The sequence below is a fragment of the Klebsiella sp. GN_Kp190 genome (assembly GCF_040061795.1).
GTDB classification, from domain to species: Bacteria; Pseudomonadota; Gammaproteobacteria; order Enterobacterales; family Enterobacteriaceae; genus Klebsiella; species Klebsiella michiganensis.
The window spans coordinates 117,713-131,784 of record NZ_JBEAFN010000013.1; the positions used below are offsets into that span (position 1 = coordinate 117,713).

The window sequence follows — 14,072 nt, forward strand, 5'->3', positions numbered from 1 at the left end:
TTTTACTGCTCGTGGCGTTTAAAGACCAGCTCTCCGTTACCCGAAGCGTCGGCGTCAAAGAAATAACCTTCGCTATCAAAGCGGGTCAGCTGCTCCGGCTTCGTTAAGCGATTCTCAATAATGTAACGACTCATCAAGCCGCGCGCTTTTTTAGCGTAGAAGCTGATCACTTTAAACTTGCCGTTTTTCTCATCAAGGAATACCGGCTTAATCAGCTGGCCCTCAAGCCGTTTGGGTTTCACCGACCTGAAGTACTCATCAGAGGCCAGATTTACCACGATATCGTCGCCCTGGGCTTTCAACGCCTGATTCAGCTTATCGGTAATAACGTCTCCCCAATACTGATACAGATCTTTGCCTTTCGCGTTCTCAAGCTTAATCCCCATCTCCAGACGATAGGGCTGCATCAGATCCAGCGGGCGCAGAACGCCGTACAGGCCGGAAAGCATCCGCAGATGCTGCTGGGCAAAATCGAAATCGGCTTCGCTAAAGGTCTCTGCCCGCAGGCCGGTATAGACATCGCCCTTAAACGCCAGGATTGCCTGACGGGCGTTGTCCGGGGTGAAATCTGGCTGCCAGTCGTGAAAGCGGGTCGCGTTCAGGTCAGCCAGCTTGTCGCTGATGCCCATCAGTTTACCAATCTGCGGTGCCGACAGCTGACGGGCAATGCCGATAAGCTCCTGAGAGTGTTCCAGTAGCTCTGGCTGGGTATAACGCGTCGTTGCCAGCGGGCTTTGATAATCGAGCGTTTTTGCAGGTGAAATCAGAATGAGCATATCCAGTCCTTACAGGAAATTTTTGACGACTTTAGCAAAAAAACGTCATGAGAGGATCGATAGCTGCGATTGCCGCGCTATTCGCGCGGCAGGTTGTCCCATGTTCCCGGTACCAGCTGCTGATGAATTTCAGGGTAACGGGTGACGTCAAATTCCGGCCGCTGGCCCAGCTTCCGCTGTCGCAGATAATCGCTGGCAATGATGCGCACCGTCGGCGACAGCAGCAGGATAGCCGTCAGGTTAGTTATCGCCATCAGCGCCATGATGATATCCGCCATCTGCCAGACCACCGGTAGGCTGACCATCGCGCCGGTGACGACCATACACAGCGTGAGCAGACGCAGCAGCCAGATGTTACGCAGGCTATCCATGCGGAGAAAAATGAGATTATTTTCGGCATAGATATAGTTTGCGACGATCGAACTGAAGGCGAACAGCAGTACGATAAAAGCGACAAAGCTGGAACCCCAGTCGCCGACGAGGTTGCTCATCGAATGCTGGATGGCCTGAATGCCGCTTGCCGCTTCTTCGTTGCCGTCTCGCGGCGCCAGCATGATGATCACGGCGCTGGCGGTACAGATCACGATGGTATCAATAAAGACGCCAATCATTTGTACGATCCCCTGCGCCGCGGGATGAGGGGGCCAGGAGGCGGCAGCGGCGGCGGAATTTGGCGTCGAACCCATACCCGCTTCATTGGAAAACATCCCGCGCTGAAAGCCGCTGGTGAGCGCCTGGCTGATGGTGTAGCCCACCGCGCCCGCAGCGGCCTCTTGCCAGCCGAAAGCGCAGCGGAAAATGATTTCAAAAATCGTCGGCAGGGCGGTGATATGCCACAGGCCGATAATCAGGCTGGTCAGCACCCACAGTAAAGCCATAAGCGGCACGAGCCACTGCATCAGCCGCGCTACGCCGCGAATCCCACGAACGATGACCAGCAGGGTCAGCGCCGCCAGCACGCCGCCGGTGATAACATCGGGTAAACGAAACGCATACTCCATGGCATGGGCAACGGAGTTGGCTTGTACGGTATTGAAGATGACGCCGTAGGCCAGCAGGAGAAGAACGGAAAACAGCACGCCCATCCAGCGCATGCCGAGTCCCCGGGCCATATACCAGGCCGGGCCACCGCGAAAGTGCCCGCGGGAGTCGCGCTCTTTATAAAGCTGCGCGAGGGAACATTCGGCGAAACTGCTGGCCATGCCGAGCAGCGCCGAGACCCACATCCAGAAAACGGCGCCGGGGCCACCTGCGGCGATGGCCAGCGCCACGCCTGCCATATTGCCGCTGCCCACGCGCGCCGCAAGGCTCATACAGAGCGCCTGAAAAGAGGTTAACCCGCCGGGCTGCGGCTGAAGGCTCTTTTTCAGACTTCTGCTAAACTGGCGGATATAACGGAACTGAATATATTTTGTTCGCCAGGTAAACCAAACTCCAGCGCCCAGTAACAGATAAATCATTACCGAGCCCCAGAGTATTTCATTGATAAACGACAGAAAATCAGGCATCAAGCATCCTCTTGCCCATATCGGTGCGCGAGTGTAAGCGCTACCAATCCAGTGACAATCCTTTAGTGTTCAGGGAATTAATTGGCCCAGTTTATCACACTCTGCGCTCATGCATTGTAGGCGGTTGCGCTGCCCCGGCAGCGTGTTATCATCTTGGCAGACCGGTTACATCCCCTTAACTGCTGTTTAAGAGAAACACTATCATGACGGATAAATTGACTTCTCTGCGTCAGTACACCACTGTCGTAGCTGATACCGGAGATATCGCGGCAATGAAGCTGTATCAGCCTCAGGACGCCACGACTAACCCTTCTTTGATTCTCGGCGCGGCTCAGATCCCTGAGTACCGTAAGCTGATTGATGACGCCGTTGCCTGGGCTCGCGGCCAGAGCAGCGACCGCGCGCAGCAGATTATCGATGCTTCCGATAAGCTGGCGGTGAACATTGGTCTCGAAATTCTTAAGCTGATCCCTGGCCGTATTTCCACCGAAGTTGATGCTCGCCTGTCCTATGACACCGAGGCTTCTATCGCCAAAGCTAAGCGCCTCATCAAACTGTACAACGATGCTGGCATCGGCAACGATCGCATTCTGATTAAACTGGCTTCTACCTGGCAGGGCATTCGCGCCGCTGAGCAGCTGGAAAAAGAAGGCATCAACTGTAACCTGACGCTGCTGTTCTCCTTCGCTCAGGCGCGTGCCTGTGCAGAAGCGGGCGTATTCCTGATTTCTCCGTTCGTTGGCCGTATCCTCGACTGGTACAAAGCCAACACCGATAAGAAAGAGTACGCGCCGGCAGAAGATCCGGGCGTGGTGTCCGTAAGCGAAATCTACGAATACTACAAACAGCACGGTTACGAAACGGTGGTTATGGGCGCAAGCTTCCGTAACCTCGGCGAGATCCTCGAACTGGCCGGCTGTGACCGTCTGACTATCGCTCCTGCGCTGCTGAAAGAGCTGGCGGAAAGCGAAGGCGCCATCGAACGCAAACTGGCCTTCAGCGGCGAAGTTAAAGCGCGTCCGGCGCGTATCACCGAATCTGAATTCCTGTGGCAGCACAACCAGGATCCGATGGCGGTAGATAAACTGGCGGAAGGCATCCGCAAGTTTGCGATCGACCAGGAAAAACTGGAAAAAATGATCGGCGATCTGCTGTAATCCCCCATGTGGCCGGCGTCCGTCGGCCACATTAAACTGTCTGCCTTGCTCCCCTCGGTGTATTATTCTGTCTATTAATACTGTTTGAACGGAATAATCATGAACACCTTACGAATCGGCTTAGTTTCCATTTCCGATCGCGCCTCCAGCGGCGTCTATCAGGATAAAGGCATTCCAGCGCTTGAAGCGTGGCTGGCCCGTGCGCTCTCCACGCCTTTCGAATTGCAAACCCGCTTGATCCCGGATGAACAGGTTATTATCGAGCAAACCCTCTGTGAACTGGTCGATGAAATGGGCTGCCATCTGGTCCTGACTACAGGCGGCACGGGCCCGGCCCGCCGTGATGTCACCCCGGATGCGACGCTGGCGATTGCCGATCGGGTGATGCCCGGCTTTGGTGAGCAAATGCGCCAGGTGAGCCTGCACTTTGTGCCGACGGCCATTCTTTCTCGTCAGGTTGGCGTTATCCGCAAGCAGGCGCTGATCCTTAACCTGCCCGGGCAGCCAAAGGCGATTGAGGAAACGCTGGAAGGCGTGAAAGATGCGGAAGGTAACGTGCTGGTGCACGGCGTTTTCGCGAGTGTACCGTATTGTGTACAGCTGCTTGAGGGGCCTTATGTGGAAACAAACGGCGAAGTAGTAGCAGCTTTCCGTCCTAAAAGCGCCAGGCGTGAAACATTATCCTGAATTTACCGTATTCCTGATATAACCTGCATCACCAGTGGTGTGTTGTTTTATTTACGATATAGTGTTTTTTACTTTACACCGTGCGTAGAATATCTTCATACCTCTGGATGATTGCCCGTTATGTCACACTACACCCGACCTCTGAATCGACAGGATTATAAAACGCTGACGCTGGCCGCCCTCGGCGGCGCGCTGGAGTTTTACGATTTCATTATCTTTGTCTTCTTCGCCGCCGTTGTCGGCGAGCTATTTTTCCCGGCCGATATCCCGGAATGGCTGCGCCAGGTGCAGACCTTCGGCATTTTTGCGGCGGGCTATTTAGCTCGTCCTCTTGGCGGCATCATTATGGCCCATTTTGGCGATCTGGTCGGGCGTAAGAAGATGTTTACCCTGAGTATTTTACTGATGGCGCTGCCTACGCTGGCGATTGGCCTGCTGCCCACCTACGCGTCGGTAGGCATCGTGGCGCCGCTTTTGCTGCTGCTTATGCGCATTCTTCAGGGGGCGGCGATTGGCGGTGAAGTCCCCGGCGCCTGGGTCTTTGTGGCGGAGCATGTACCGGAAAAAAGAATAGGTATCGCCTGCGGTACGCTGACCGCTGGCCTGACGGTGGGGATATTACTGGGGTCGGTCGTCGCGACGCTGATTAATACTCATCTGACTCCTCAGGGTATCCACGATGGCGGCTGGCGTATTCCGTTCCTGTTAGGCGGCGCGTTTGGTCTTGTCGCCATGTATCTGCGCCGTTGGCTCCAGGAGACGCCGATTTTCCTCGAAATGCAGCAGCGTAAAGCATTAGCGCAGGAGCTGCCGGTTAAAGCCGTCGCGCTGAAGCATCAGAAAGCGGTGGTGGTCTCAATGCTGCTGACCTGGCTTTTATCCGCCGGCGTGGTGGTGGTGATCCTGATGTCGCCGGTCTGGCTGCAAAAGCACTACGGTTTTGCCCCCGCAATCACCCTGCAGGCGAACAGTATTGCCACTATCATGCTGTGTATCGGCTGCCTGCTGGCAGGGCTGGCCGCTGACCGTTTTGGCGCCAGCCGCACGTTTATTGTCGGCAGCGTATTCCTCGCGGCGGCAAGCTGGGCGTTCTATCATCTTTCCGGCGATAGCCCGCAGCGCCTGTTCCTGCTTTACGGTGCGGTGGGACTGTGCGTCGGCGTGGTCGGGGCGGTTCCGTATGTGATGGTGCGCGCGTTCCCGGCTGAAGTGCGTTTTACCGGTATCTCATTCTCTTATAACGTCTCTTACGCCATCTTTGGCGGTCTGACGCCGATTGCGGTGACCATGCTGATGGGCGTTTCGCCGATGGCGCCCGCGTGGTACGTGCTGGCACTGTCGTTGATGGGATTGGGGCTGGGGATCTGGCTGCGCCAGGGGCTGGAACAACAGGTCGCTGCGCCGAAAGCTGAACTGCAGCGCCTGCCGTAAATCGATAGGGCTCACGTCGCCGCTCGCGAGCGGCGACGTTAATTAATGCTTTTCGCCGATTGGCAGAACGGTGCGGCCAAACTGCTCGTTCAGCACTTCACCCATCGCCAGATAGATGGCGCTAGCGCCACAGACCAGACCGACCCAGCCCGCAATCTTAACGATGCCTTCGTTATCAGCCAGGTGACCAATCGCCAGCAGCGCGAACAGCACGGTCAGACTGAGGAAAACAAACTGCAGCATACGCGCGGCTTTCAGGGTGCCAAAGAACATAAACAGGGTAAAAACGCCCCATAGTCCCAGGTACATACCGAGGAAGTGCGCGTTGGGTGCTTCTGCAAGGCCCATTTTCGGCATCAGAAGAATAGCAACCAGCGTCAGCCAAAAAGCGCCGTAAGACGTGAATGCGGTTAAACCAAAGGTGTTGCCTTTTTTAAACTCCAGCAGGCCGGCAAAAATCTGCGCAATGCCGCCGTAAAAAATGCCCATCGCCAGGATAGCTACATCAAACGCGAACAGGCCGCTATTTGCCAGGTTAAGCAGAATAGTGGTCATGCCGAAGCCCATAAGGCCCAGCGGTGCCGGATTAGCCAACTTAGTGTTGCCCATAATTCCTCAAAATAATGATTAGAAAGGGAAGCATTCCCCGTCTCTCAGCGACGGGGCGCGGCATAATAATTAGGCGCTGCGAAACTGTCTATGATCTGGCGGGGTATTTTTCACCAATTTCATTTTTCACCTGATAAAGACTGGTCATTTGCCGCAAACAGGCAATATGCAGTACGGCCGGGATGGTCACGCGATAAGCGCTGCCGCTCACGGCTTTGACGCCATTAAATGCGGCGCCGAGGGGGCCGCCAAGCCCCGCGCCGCGAACCAGACCGTGGCCGATGACGCTAACCGCGGCGTGCGTGCGTAGGATCTTCGCCAGCCGGATTTCCAGAAGGTGGGTGACGCCCTGCGCCAGCTTATTTGTCTGCAGCAGATGGGGAAGTAATGCTTTATGGTCGTTGACCCGACACTCAACGGCAGTGAAGAAGTCAGCCTTCTGCCGATCGTCTATCTTCTTCCAGCTGTGTTCCAGGAAGTGCTCCAGAAGATGCAGTTCTATTTCCGGCGTAGACATGTGTTTCTCTACCTTGATTTTTAGCCGCTTGCAGACATCCAGCAAAATTTCCCGGTAGAACTTTCCGTGACGACGCAGCGTGTTGGCGATGCTGTCGCCGCCAAAGTGCTGGAGCTCGCCGGCAATGAGCTGCCAGTTGCGACGATAGCGTTCGGGATGCCCTGCCATCGCCTGGAAAGTTTGATTACGTAATAGCGTGCTTGAAAGGCGCGGCTTTCCATTCTCATTGTGGGTCAGAATTCGGGTGAATGTTTCCAGATGCTCTTCGCTACAGCGATGAAGAAAAGAGAGGTCTTCATCATCCAGATAATTAATTTTCATAAATACCAGATAAGGTGAACAGTAATATTAATCGTCGCCAATGATTTTTAGCGAGGCCATGTCAGAAGAGTTAATCGTGTGGCCAGAAAAAGCGATTTTTTTTACGCAGCGCTTGTTATCGTTGTCGCTATTAATGTTAATCCAGTCGGTGGTTGCCCCCTGTTTGATGGTTGACGGAACGTTGAGGCTCTGGCTGGCGCTATTGCTGGCTTTAAAGTACACCGTCGCGCCGGAGAGCTGGATGTCGCCGCGATCGGCAGTGAGCTGGATACGCTTAATCACCCGGCATACCGGTAGCTTCAGCGTGAGATCGTTAGTCTCATTTCGCGGCATGGCGACAATCCCTAAAATTTTATGATCGTTAGCGGATGCTGATGTTATTAAGGCGGCGCTTAAAAATAACCCTGCTGATATATGAATCAGTGATTTCATGAGGATTTCCTGAATATTGGATGTGTTATAGCGGGGGCGTATTTTATCACCGGAACTTTATTGTCTTTAGCACGTAATCATTGCGGATTATGTCAATTGTTTTATGAATATATTTAACTTTAATTATTATCATTAATTATATTTTGTGCGTTTTTAGGCCCGCTTTCCGGACCGCTTATGAGGCCTGCTTGCCACCCGTCGGCGCGGGCAGGGCAAAAATTTTTTTGTATCCCCCCTTGATGCCGCGGTGGGCGACCCCATCTTGTAGTCAACCGCAGTGAATGAACCTGAAAAAAAATGATGTCTGGGTAGTTGAAACCGCACGTTTCGCCCTTATTACAGGTTCACAACCACATGTTGACTGAATTTTTAGTGGAGACGTTTAGATGGGTAAAATTATTGGTATCGACCTGGGTACTACCAACTCTTGTGTAGCGATTATGGATGGCACTACTGCACGCGTGCTGGAGAACGCCGAAGGCGATCGCACCACGCCTTCTATCATTGCCTATACCCAGGATGGTGAAACTCTGGTTGGTCAGCCGGCTAAACGTCAGGCAGTGACAAACCCGCAAAATACCCTGTTTGCGATTAAACGCCTGATTGGCCGCCGCTTCCAGGACGAAGAAGTCCAGCGTGACGTTTCTATCATGCCGTACAAAATCGTTGCCGCAGACAATGGCGACGCATGGCTTGATGTGAAAGGCACCAAAACCGCACCGCCGCAGATTTCTGCTGAAGTGCTGAAGAAAATGAAGAAAACGGCTGAAGATTACCTGGGTGAACCGGTAACTGAAGCGGTTATTACCGTACCTGCTTACTTTAACGATGCTCAGCGTCAGGCAACCAAAGACGCCGGCCGTATTGCAGGTCTGGAAGTCAAACGTATCATCAACGAACCGACTGCCGCTGCGCTGGCTTACGGTCTGGATAAAGAAGTCGGCAACCGCACTATCGCGGTGTACGACCTCGGTGGTGGTACCTTCGATATCTCCATTATCGAAATCGACGAAGTCGATGGCGAAAAAACCTTCGAAGTTCTGGCGACCAACGGTGATACCCACCTGGGCGGTGAAGACTTCGATACCCGTCTGATCAACTACCTCGTTGACGAGTTTAAGAAAGATCAGGGCATTGACCTGCGTAACGACCCGCTGGCGATGCAGCGCCTGAAAGAAGCCGCTGAGAAAGCGAAGATTGAACTCTCTTCCGCTCAGCAGACCGACGTGAATCTGCCGTACATCACCGCAGATGCCACCGGTCCGAAACATATGAACATCAAAGTGACCCGTGCGAAACTGGAAAGCCTGGTAGAAGATCTGGTTAACCGTTCCATCGAGCCGCTGAAAGTTGCTCTGCAGGATGCTGGCCTGTCCGTATCCGATATCCAGGACGTTATCCTGGTCGGTGGTCAGACCCGTATGCCGATGGTGCAGAAAAAAGTTGCTGAGTTCTTCGGTAAAGAGCCGCGTAAAGACGTTAACCCGGACGAAGCCGTTGCCATTGGCGCTGCTGTTCAGGGCGGCGTCCTGACGGGTGAAGTGAAAGACGTTCTGCTGCTGGACGTTACCCCGCTGTCTCTGGGTATCGAAACCATGGGCGGCGTGATGACTGCGCTGATCAATAAGAACACCACCATCCCGACCAAGCACAGCCAGGTGTTCTCAACTGCTGAAGACAACCAGTCTGCGGTAACCATCCATGTTATTCAGGGTGAGCGTAAACGCGCATCGGATAACAAATCTCTGGGTCAGTTCAACCTGGATGGTATCAACCCGGCACCGCGCGGTATGCCTCAGATCGAAGTGACTTTCGACATCGATGCTGACGGTATCCTGCATGTGTCCGCGAAAGACAAAAACAGCGGTAAAGAGCAGAAGATCACCATCAAAGCCTCTTCTGGTCTGAACGAAGAAGAAATTCAGAAAATGGTACGCGATGCTGAAGCTAACGCAGAAGCTGACCGTAAGTTTGAAGAACTGGTACAGACCCGTAACCAGGGTGACCACCTGCTGCACAGCACGCGTAAGCAGGTTGAAGAAGCAGGCGATAAACTGCCGGCTGACGATAAAACCGCTATCGAGTCTGCGCTGACCGCGCTGGAAACTTCGCTGAAAGGTGAAGATAAAGCCGATATTGAAGCGAAAATGCAGGCGCTGGCCCAGGCTTCCCAGAAGCTGATGGAAATCGCTCAGCAGCAGCACGCTCAGCAGCAGGCTAGCGGCGCTGACGCTTCCGAGAGCAACGCGAAGGACGACGATGTTGTTGACGCTGAGTTCGAAGAAGTGAAAGACAAAAAATAATCGCCCTTTGAACGGGTAAAACACTGGCACGGGCGAAGAGGTTTCCTCTCCGCCCGTGCACGCATGTTAAGGGGCTGAAAAACACCAATGGCAAAGCAAGACTATTACGAGATTTTAGGCGTTTCCAGAACAGCGGAAGAGCGTGAAATCAAAAAGGCGTATAAGCGCCTGGCCATGAAGTATCACCCGGACCGTAACCAGGGTGATAAAGAGGCTGAAGCTAAATTCAAAGAAATCAAAGAAGCGTATGAAATCCTGACCGATGCCCAGAAGCGTGCAGCCTACGATCAGTACGGTCACGCCGCGTTTGAGCAGGGCGGCATGGGCGGCGGCGGCGGCGGTTTTGGCGGCGGCGCGGATTTCAGCGATATCTTTGGCGATGTTTTCGGCGATATCTTTGGCGGCGGACGCGGTCGCCAGCGCGCAGCGCGCGGCTCGGACCTGCGCTATAACATGGATCTGACGCTCGAAGAAGCCGTTCGCGGCGTAACCAAAGAGATCCGTATCCCGACTCTGGAAGAGTGCGACGTTTGCCACGGCAGCGGAGCCAAAGCGGGTAGCCAGCCGCAGACTTGCCCAACCTGTCACGGTGCGGGCCAGGTCCAGATGCGCCAGGGTTTCTTCGCCGTTCAGCAGACCTGTCCGCATTGCCAGGGGCGCGGTACGCTGATTAAAGACCCGTGCAATAAATGCCACGGTCATGGTCGCGTTGAGAAAACTAAAACGCTGTCGGTTAAAATCCCGGCGGGCGTCGATACCGGCGACCGTATTCGTCTGGCAGGTGAAGGTGAAGCGGGCGAGCATGGCGCACCGGCTGGCGATCTGTATGTACAGGTCCAGGTTAAGCAGCACGCCATTTTCGAGCGCGAAGGAAATAATCTGTACTGCGAAGTCCCGATTAACTTCACCATGGCCGCTCTCGGCGGAGAGATTGAGGTTCCGACGCTGGACGGTCGTGTAAATCTTAAAGTGCCGGGCGAGACGCAGACAGGTAAGCTGTTCAGGATGCGCGGTAAAGGCGTGAAGTCCGTGCGCGGCGGTGCGCAGGGCGATCTGCTGTGCCGCGTGGTGGTTGAAACTCCGGTTGGTCTTAACGATAAACAAAAGCAGCTGCTGAAAGATCTTCAGGAGAGCTTTGGTGGACCAACGGGTGAGAAGAACAGTCCGCGCTCTAAAAGTTTCTTCGATGGCGTGAAGAAGTTTTTCGATGATTTGACGCGCTAATTGCTATTCATTTCCTGACTTTCTCCAAGCCCGGGCCTTCGTGCCCGGGCTTTTTTCTATCCGGCTTCCACACTATTTAAATTAACCTATTATTTATCAGGGCTAACAATTGATTTATTTTGAGTATTATCTATATTGCTTTTTTCATTTTTAGAGGCCTGCAGCGGATGGGATCGAAAGGTGCCAATAAGGATTTTGATTATAATTTAATCAAGACTCTTGACGCTGTTATTTCGGCTGGAAATGCTGCTAAAGCAGCCAAAAAACTTGGAATTACCCCTTCTGCCGTGTCATTGGCGCTCCGCCGTTTACAAGGGTATTATCAGGAAGAGTTGTTTGTTCGTGGTAAAGATGGTTTGTTACCTACCGCGAAGGCGATTGAAATCTATCAAAATTTCCGTCAGGTGATGGAATTGGTAGAGAGCACATTTATTTCCGACAAAAAAGATAACGCTGACGCCAGGATGACTATTTTAGGCGGAGATATCGTTGAGACTTACTACCTCTCTCAGCTTTATGCAGACGATATCTTTGAGCACGTGTTACTAAATCATTATTCATCACGAAATCTTTCCCGCGAGGTGCTGGCTGATTTACTACTCACTGCGGAATGCGATCTTCTGATTAGCAGCGAGCCGTTGAATATCCCGGGAATTGATAATCAGCTTATCGACAGCTTCAGGAGCTTTGTTTGCATTTTCGCCAGCAACCATATCCTGAGTACCTTACCTCATATCTCATTACATCATTTCTATTCTTCTCGTCACGCGATGTATCAACTGGGTAGGTATTCTCCGATGATTATAAATGATAAAGGCCTTTTTAAAGATAATCTTTATTATAAAGGATCGCGCATTATCGGCTATCGCACCGATTCACTTAATGGGATGTTAAGTATGATTGAACGCACCTCATTAATCGCATTAATGCCGTTAAAGCTGGCACTTTTTTATAAAAATCAGCGCAAATATGATATTAAGTTTGTTCAGCCGCCACCTGAACTCACGTTCAAATCTATACAGATTTATGCATCATGGGACAAAAATAGTAAAAATATATCCATCATTAACGAAGTTGTCTCCCGGTTACACACGCTATCATCATTTCGTCGCTGAGGAGTATCTTTTCAAACACTATATCAAATATGGTTTGGTTTGATACTCTTTGATTATTTTAAAATAGTCAACCTACCTACACTCTGGTGGTGCCTTTTTATATGAGTTAATCAAGGAGTGTACTATGTCTATTCCCAACCATCTCGAAACCACGGAAGTCGTTTTGCTGGAAGTCGAAATATTGTTCACAATTATTGCTACCGGCGCCTGGGGGGGATTTGTTAGCTATCTTATCCGCCGTGATAGGCAAGAGGGTGACGATCATTCCCATAAGGGAATCATGCACTGTTTGACCCAAGTGGTGGTTTCCTGTTTTACCAGTTTTTTGCTCAGCGCTGTAGCGATTGAAAAAGAGCTTAGTTTTAATATGGTGCTACTCGCCGCCGGTCTTGGCGGAGTATTCGCAGGGCCGATTTTAAAAATTCTTGGCGAGAAAATTAAAAAAGCGCTGGACGACGCAAAAATACATTAACTACATCTTTAATGTATATCGATCATGATAAAAGGCTCATCCCTGAGTCTTTTATTAGCTATAATTAAATAATCGTGTTATTTGACTCTGGCTTTCATCCAGCCAAAAATGAACTCTTCATTTTGTCTATTTTTTTCAGTGATATCCAGGTAGTAGGCGCCCTGGCTACAGTTGAGCGCTTTGACTAATACCTCCTCCCCCTGCTTACCCCGTAAGGTCAGAAAATACTTGAGGGCCGCGAGCGTTCGGGGGCCAATCTTGCCATCGGTTTTGATATCCTGGTAGCTTCTTTCTTCCCGATTTAGTGCATTTAGCCAGCGCTGTAGCCACACGCAGGGATAGTGGGGGCCAATATTGACTGCGGCATCGCAGAGTTCAAAGGAAATGGGCCAGGAGAGTGTTGATATCTGCTCGAAGCCAGGTTTAATCCAATAATCTTCTTCGAGAATAGAAAATGCTTCAGTTCGCGTCAGGTTGATCATCTCACCGGTATAACCATGAGCCCGGGCTGTCGCCTCAGTGATTCCCCAGTTGGTTGCACCACCTTTATCTTTCGGGTTCAGGCTGTAACCACCTTCCATCGCCAAAATGCCATCAATGATTGGGTTCATTTTTTCTCTCCTTGAATTAATGAATATGCAAATACATCACTGTACCGAGGGTGACAGAAAAGACCGTGGTTAATGCTGCCAGCGTCTTTCTGAAAACCTGTCGTTTGTTTTCTTTCTTCTTGCTTTCCATTGCTTTAATAGGGATCTCTTTATTAACTTGAATGCCTTGTCTTGGGATGGTGATAAAGAGATCGTTTATTCCAAGCGACTTCAGATCTCGTCTGATCAGGTAGAGTATTTGCGTTAAATTTGCATCATTGACAAAATGGCTACGACTTCCCCATAACTCTGTGGTTATTTTTTGGCGCTCAATAATATCCATATCAGCATTTTCGATGATGAAGCTAAGACACTTCGCCCTCATTGCCGTCATTTTAATGACCTTTGAGTTGGAAGCGGTTCTCAGTTCATACTTTCCTTCATTATAAACGCAATTGTCGTTGATGAGATAAGTTTTCATATTGTCGTCCTTTAGATATGATCCTGTTTGCTTGCGTTAAATATATTGTACGAGAATTGTCTTAATCTATTACTTGTCATCCGTATTATTGTAATGTCATTTGATGGTGAGAGCTTAATCACATAATCTCATGTAAGTTAAATGATATTTAACTAGATGATTAATGATATTTACTATGCTGCTGATGTTTTAATCCCGTTTTGATGAGATGCGTTTACCTGCTGATGAGCCGGAGATTATTACTATCATTTTGGCCTCATAAATTAGCGTGAAGCCTGTCTCGAAAACGTGATGTTTTGTGATTAGCCATCGCCTCGTAAGGATTGGATTATTGGCCCGGCAGAACGAACTGCGACAATTTTTCAAACTTAAAAGGAAATTAAAAATGGCTACCAGCAAATTGATTCAAGGCGATACGCTGACCGAAACCAGCAACGCCGCAGACGGCT

At 51.3% G+C, this 14,072-nt stretch carries 14 protein-coding genes; 7 read left to right on the forward strand and 7 right to left on the reverse strand.

Translation table 11 applies throughout. The features are described from left to right. Window positions 1–2: 2 nt before the first annotated feature. Complete coding sequence (gene yaaA, locus ABLU67_RS11240; protein ID WP_004098454.1) at window positions 3–776, reverse strand: peroxide stress protein YaaA; 774 nt, start codon at window positions 774–776, stop codon at window positions 3–5. 77 nt (window positions 777–853) lie between these two features. Next, complete coding sequence (locus tag ABLU67_RS11245) at window positions 854–2,284, reverse strand: sodium:alanine symporter family protein (protein WP_025106858.1); 1,431 nt, start codon at window positions 2,282–2,284, stop codon at window positions 854–856. A gap of 203 nt (window positions 2,285–2,487) precedes the next feature. Between ABLU67_RS11245 and tal the strand changes: the two genes are divergently transcribed. The 3 genes from tal (at window position 2,488) to ABLU67_RS11260 (ending at window position 5,559) form a co-directional block, all read left to right on the forward strand. Continuing rightward, a complete protein-coding gene (tal, locus tag ABLU67_RS11250; RefSeq protein ID WP_004098458.1) occupies window positions 2,488–3,441 on the forward strand; it encodes a transaldolase in 954 nt (317 codons plus the stop codon). Between the two features lie 99 nt (window positions 3,442–3,540). Continuing rightward, the gene (gene mog / locus ABLU67_RS11255) at window positions 3,541–4,128 is read left to right on the forward strand and encodes a molybdopterin adenylyltransferase (RefSeq protein WP_004098459.1); all 588 of its coding nucleotides are present in this window, start codon (window positions 3,541–3,543) and stop codon (window positions 4,126–4,128) included. A 120-nt stretch (window positions 4,129–4,248) separates the two neighbouring features. Beyond that, complete coding sequence (locus ABLU67_RS11260; RefSeq protein WP_014227850.1) at window positions 4,249–5,559, forward strand: MFS transporter; 1,311 nt, start codon at window positions 4,249–4,251, stop codon at window positions 5,557–5,559. A gap of 42 nt (window positions 5,560–5,601) precedes the next feature. Here the strand turns inward: ABLU67_RS11260 and satP are convergent, their stop codons facing one another. The 3 genes from satP to ABLU67_RS11275 form a co-directional block, all read right to left on the reverse strand. Further along, entirely contained in the window at window positions 5,602–6,168 is a 567-nt protein-coding gene (gene satP / locus ABLU67_RS11265) for an acetate uptake transporter (protein WP_014227851.1), read from the reverse strand. Between the two features lie 88 nt (window positions 6,169–6,256). Then, the gene (msyB, locus tag ABLU67_RS11270) at window positions 6,257–7,006 is read right to left on the reverse strand and encodes an acidic protein MsyB (RefSeq protein WP_186006721.1); all 750 of its coding nucleotides are present in this window, start codon (window positions 7,004–7,006) and stop codon (window positions 6,257–6,259) included. A 27-nt stretch (window positions 7,007–7,033) separates the two neighbouring features. Beyond that, complete coding sequence (locus tag ABLU67_RS11275; protein WP_048262685.1) at window positions 7,034–7,438, reverse strand: DUF2541 family protein; 405 nt, start codon at window positions 7,436–7,438, stop codon at window positions 7,034–7,036. A 386-nt stretch (window positions 7,439–7,824) separates the two neighbouring features. Between ABLU67_RS11275 and dnaK the strand changes: the two genes are divergently transcribed. From dnaK to ABLU67_RS11295, 4 genes are all read left to right on the forward strand, one after another. Further along, a complete protein-coding gene (gene dnaK, locus ABLU67_RS11280; RefSeq protein WP_186006722.1) occupies window positions 7,825–9,741 on the forward strand; it encodes a molecular chaperone DnaK in 1,917 nt (638 codons plus the stop codon). A gap of 87 nt (window positions 9,742–9,828) precedes the next feature. Beyond that, window positions 9,829–10,965, forward strand: a complete 1,137-nt coding sequence (gene dnaJ / locus ABLU67_RS11285) for a molecular chaperone DnaJ (RefSeq protein WP_014837364.1) — start codon at window positions 9,829–9,831, stop codon at window positions 10,963–10,965. A gap of 167 nt (window positions 10,966–11,132) precedes the next feature. Further along, the gene (locus tag ABLU67_RS11290; protein ID WP_025106854.1) at window positions 11,133–12,080 is read left to right on the forward strand and encodes a LysR family transcriptional regulator; all 948 of its coding nucleotides are present in this window, start codon (window positions 11,133–11,135) and stop codon (window positions 12,078–12,080) included. A 124-nt stretch (window positions 12,081–12,204) separates the two neighbouring features. Next, window positions 12,205–12,552: a phage holin family protein gene (locus ABLU67_RS11295; RefSeq protein WP_014227856.1), complete on the forward strand. Its 348-nt coding sequence runs from the start codon at window positions 12,205–12,207 to the stop codon at window positions 12,550–12,552. A gap of 77 nt (window positions 12,553–12,629) precedes the next feature. Here the strand turns inward: ABLU67_RS11295 and ABLU67_RS11300 are convergent, their stop codons facing one another. Beyond that, on the reverse strand, window positions 12,630–13,163 hold the full coding sequence (locus ABLU67_RS11300; RefSeq protein ID WP_032747870.1) for a glycoside hydrolase family 108 protein: 534 nt from the start codon (window positions 13,161–13,163) through the stop codon (window positions 12,630–12,632). A 16-nt stretch (window positions 13,164–13,179) separates the two neighbouring features. Continuing rightward, entirely contained in the window at window positions 13,180–13,623 is a 444-nt protein-coding gene (locus tag ABLU67_RS11305) for a transcriptional regulator (protein WP_014227858.1), read from the reverse strand. Window positions 13,624–14,072 lie beyond the last annotated feature (449 nt).

What these genes read in the sequence shown, in the direction of transcription:
- ABLU67_RS11275 (WP_048262685.1), bottom strand. Translation starts at nt 7,438, where the DNA reads ATGAAATCACTGATTCATATATCAGCAGGGTTATTTTTAAGCGCCGCC.
- dnaJ (WP_014837364.1), top strand. Translation starts at nt 9,829, where the DNA reads ATGGCAAAGCAAGACTATTACGAGATTTTAGGCGTTTCCAGAACAGCG.
- msyB (WP_186006721.1), bottom strand. Translation starts at nt 7,006, where the DNA reads ATGAAAATTAATTATCTGGATGATGAAGACCTCTCTTTTCTTCATCGC.
- yaaA (WP_004098454.1), bottom strand. Translation starts at nt 776, where the DNA reads ATGCTCATTCTGATTTCACCTGCAAAAACGCTCGATTATCAAAGCCCG.
- mog (WP_004098459.1), top strand. Translation starts at nt 3,541, where the DNA reads ATGAACACCTTACGAATCGGCTTAGTTTCCATTTCCGATCGCGCCTCC.
- ABLU67_RS11290 (WP_025106854.1), top strand. Translation starts at nt 11,133, where the DNA reads ATGGGATCGAAAGGTGCCAATAAGGATTTTGATTATAATTTAATCAAG.
- satP (WP_014227851.1), bottom strand. Translation starts at nt 6,168, where the DNA reads ATGGGCAACACTAAGTTGGCTAATCCGGCACCGCTGGGCCTTATGGGC.
- ABLU67_RS11295 (WP_014227856.1), top strand. Translation starts at nt 12,205, where the DNA reads ATGTCTATTCCCAACCATCTCGAAACCACGGAAGTCGTTTTGCTGGAA.
- dnaK (WP_186006722.1), top strand. Translation starts at nt 7,825, where the DNA reads ATGGGTAAAATTATTGGTATCGACCTGGGTACTACCAACTCTTGTGTA.
- tal (WP_004098458.1), top strand. Translation starts at nt 2,488, where the DNA reads ATGACGGATAAATTGACTTCTCTGCGTCAGTACACCACTGTCGTAGCT.
- ABLU67_RS11305 (WP_014227858.1), bottom strand. Translation starts at nt 13,623, where the DNA reads ATGAAAACTTATCTCATCAACGACAATTGCGTTTATAATGAAGGAAAG.
- ABLU67_RS11260 (WP_014227850.1), top strand. Translation starts at nt 4,249, where the DNA reads ATGTCACACTACACCCGACCTCTGAATCGACAGGATTATAAAACGCTG.
- ABLU67_RS11245 (WP_025106858.1), bottom strand. Translation starts at nt 2,284, where the DNA reads ATGCCTGATTTTCTGTCGTTTATCAATGAAATACTCTGGGGCTCGGTA.
- ABLU67_RS11300 (WP_032747870.1), bottom strand. Translation starts at nt 13,163, where the DNA reads ATGAACCCAATCATTGATGGCATTTTGGCGATGGAAGGTGGTTACAGC.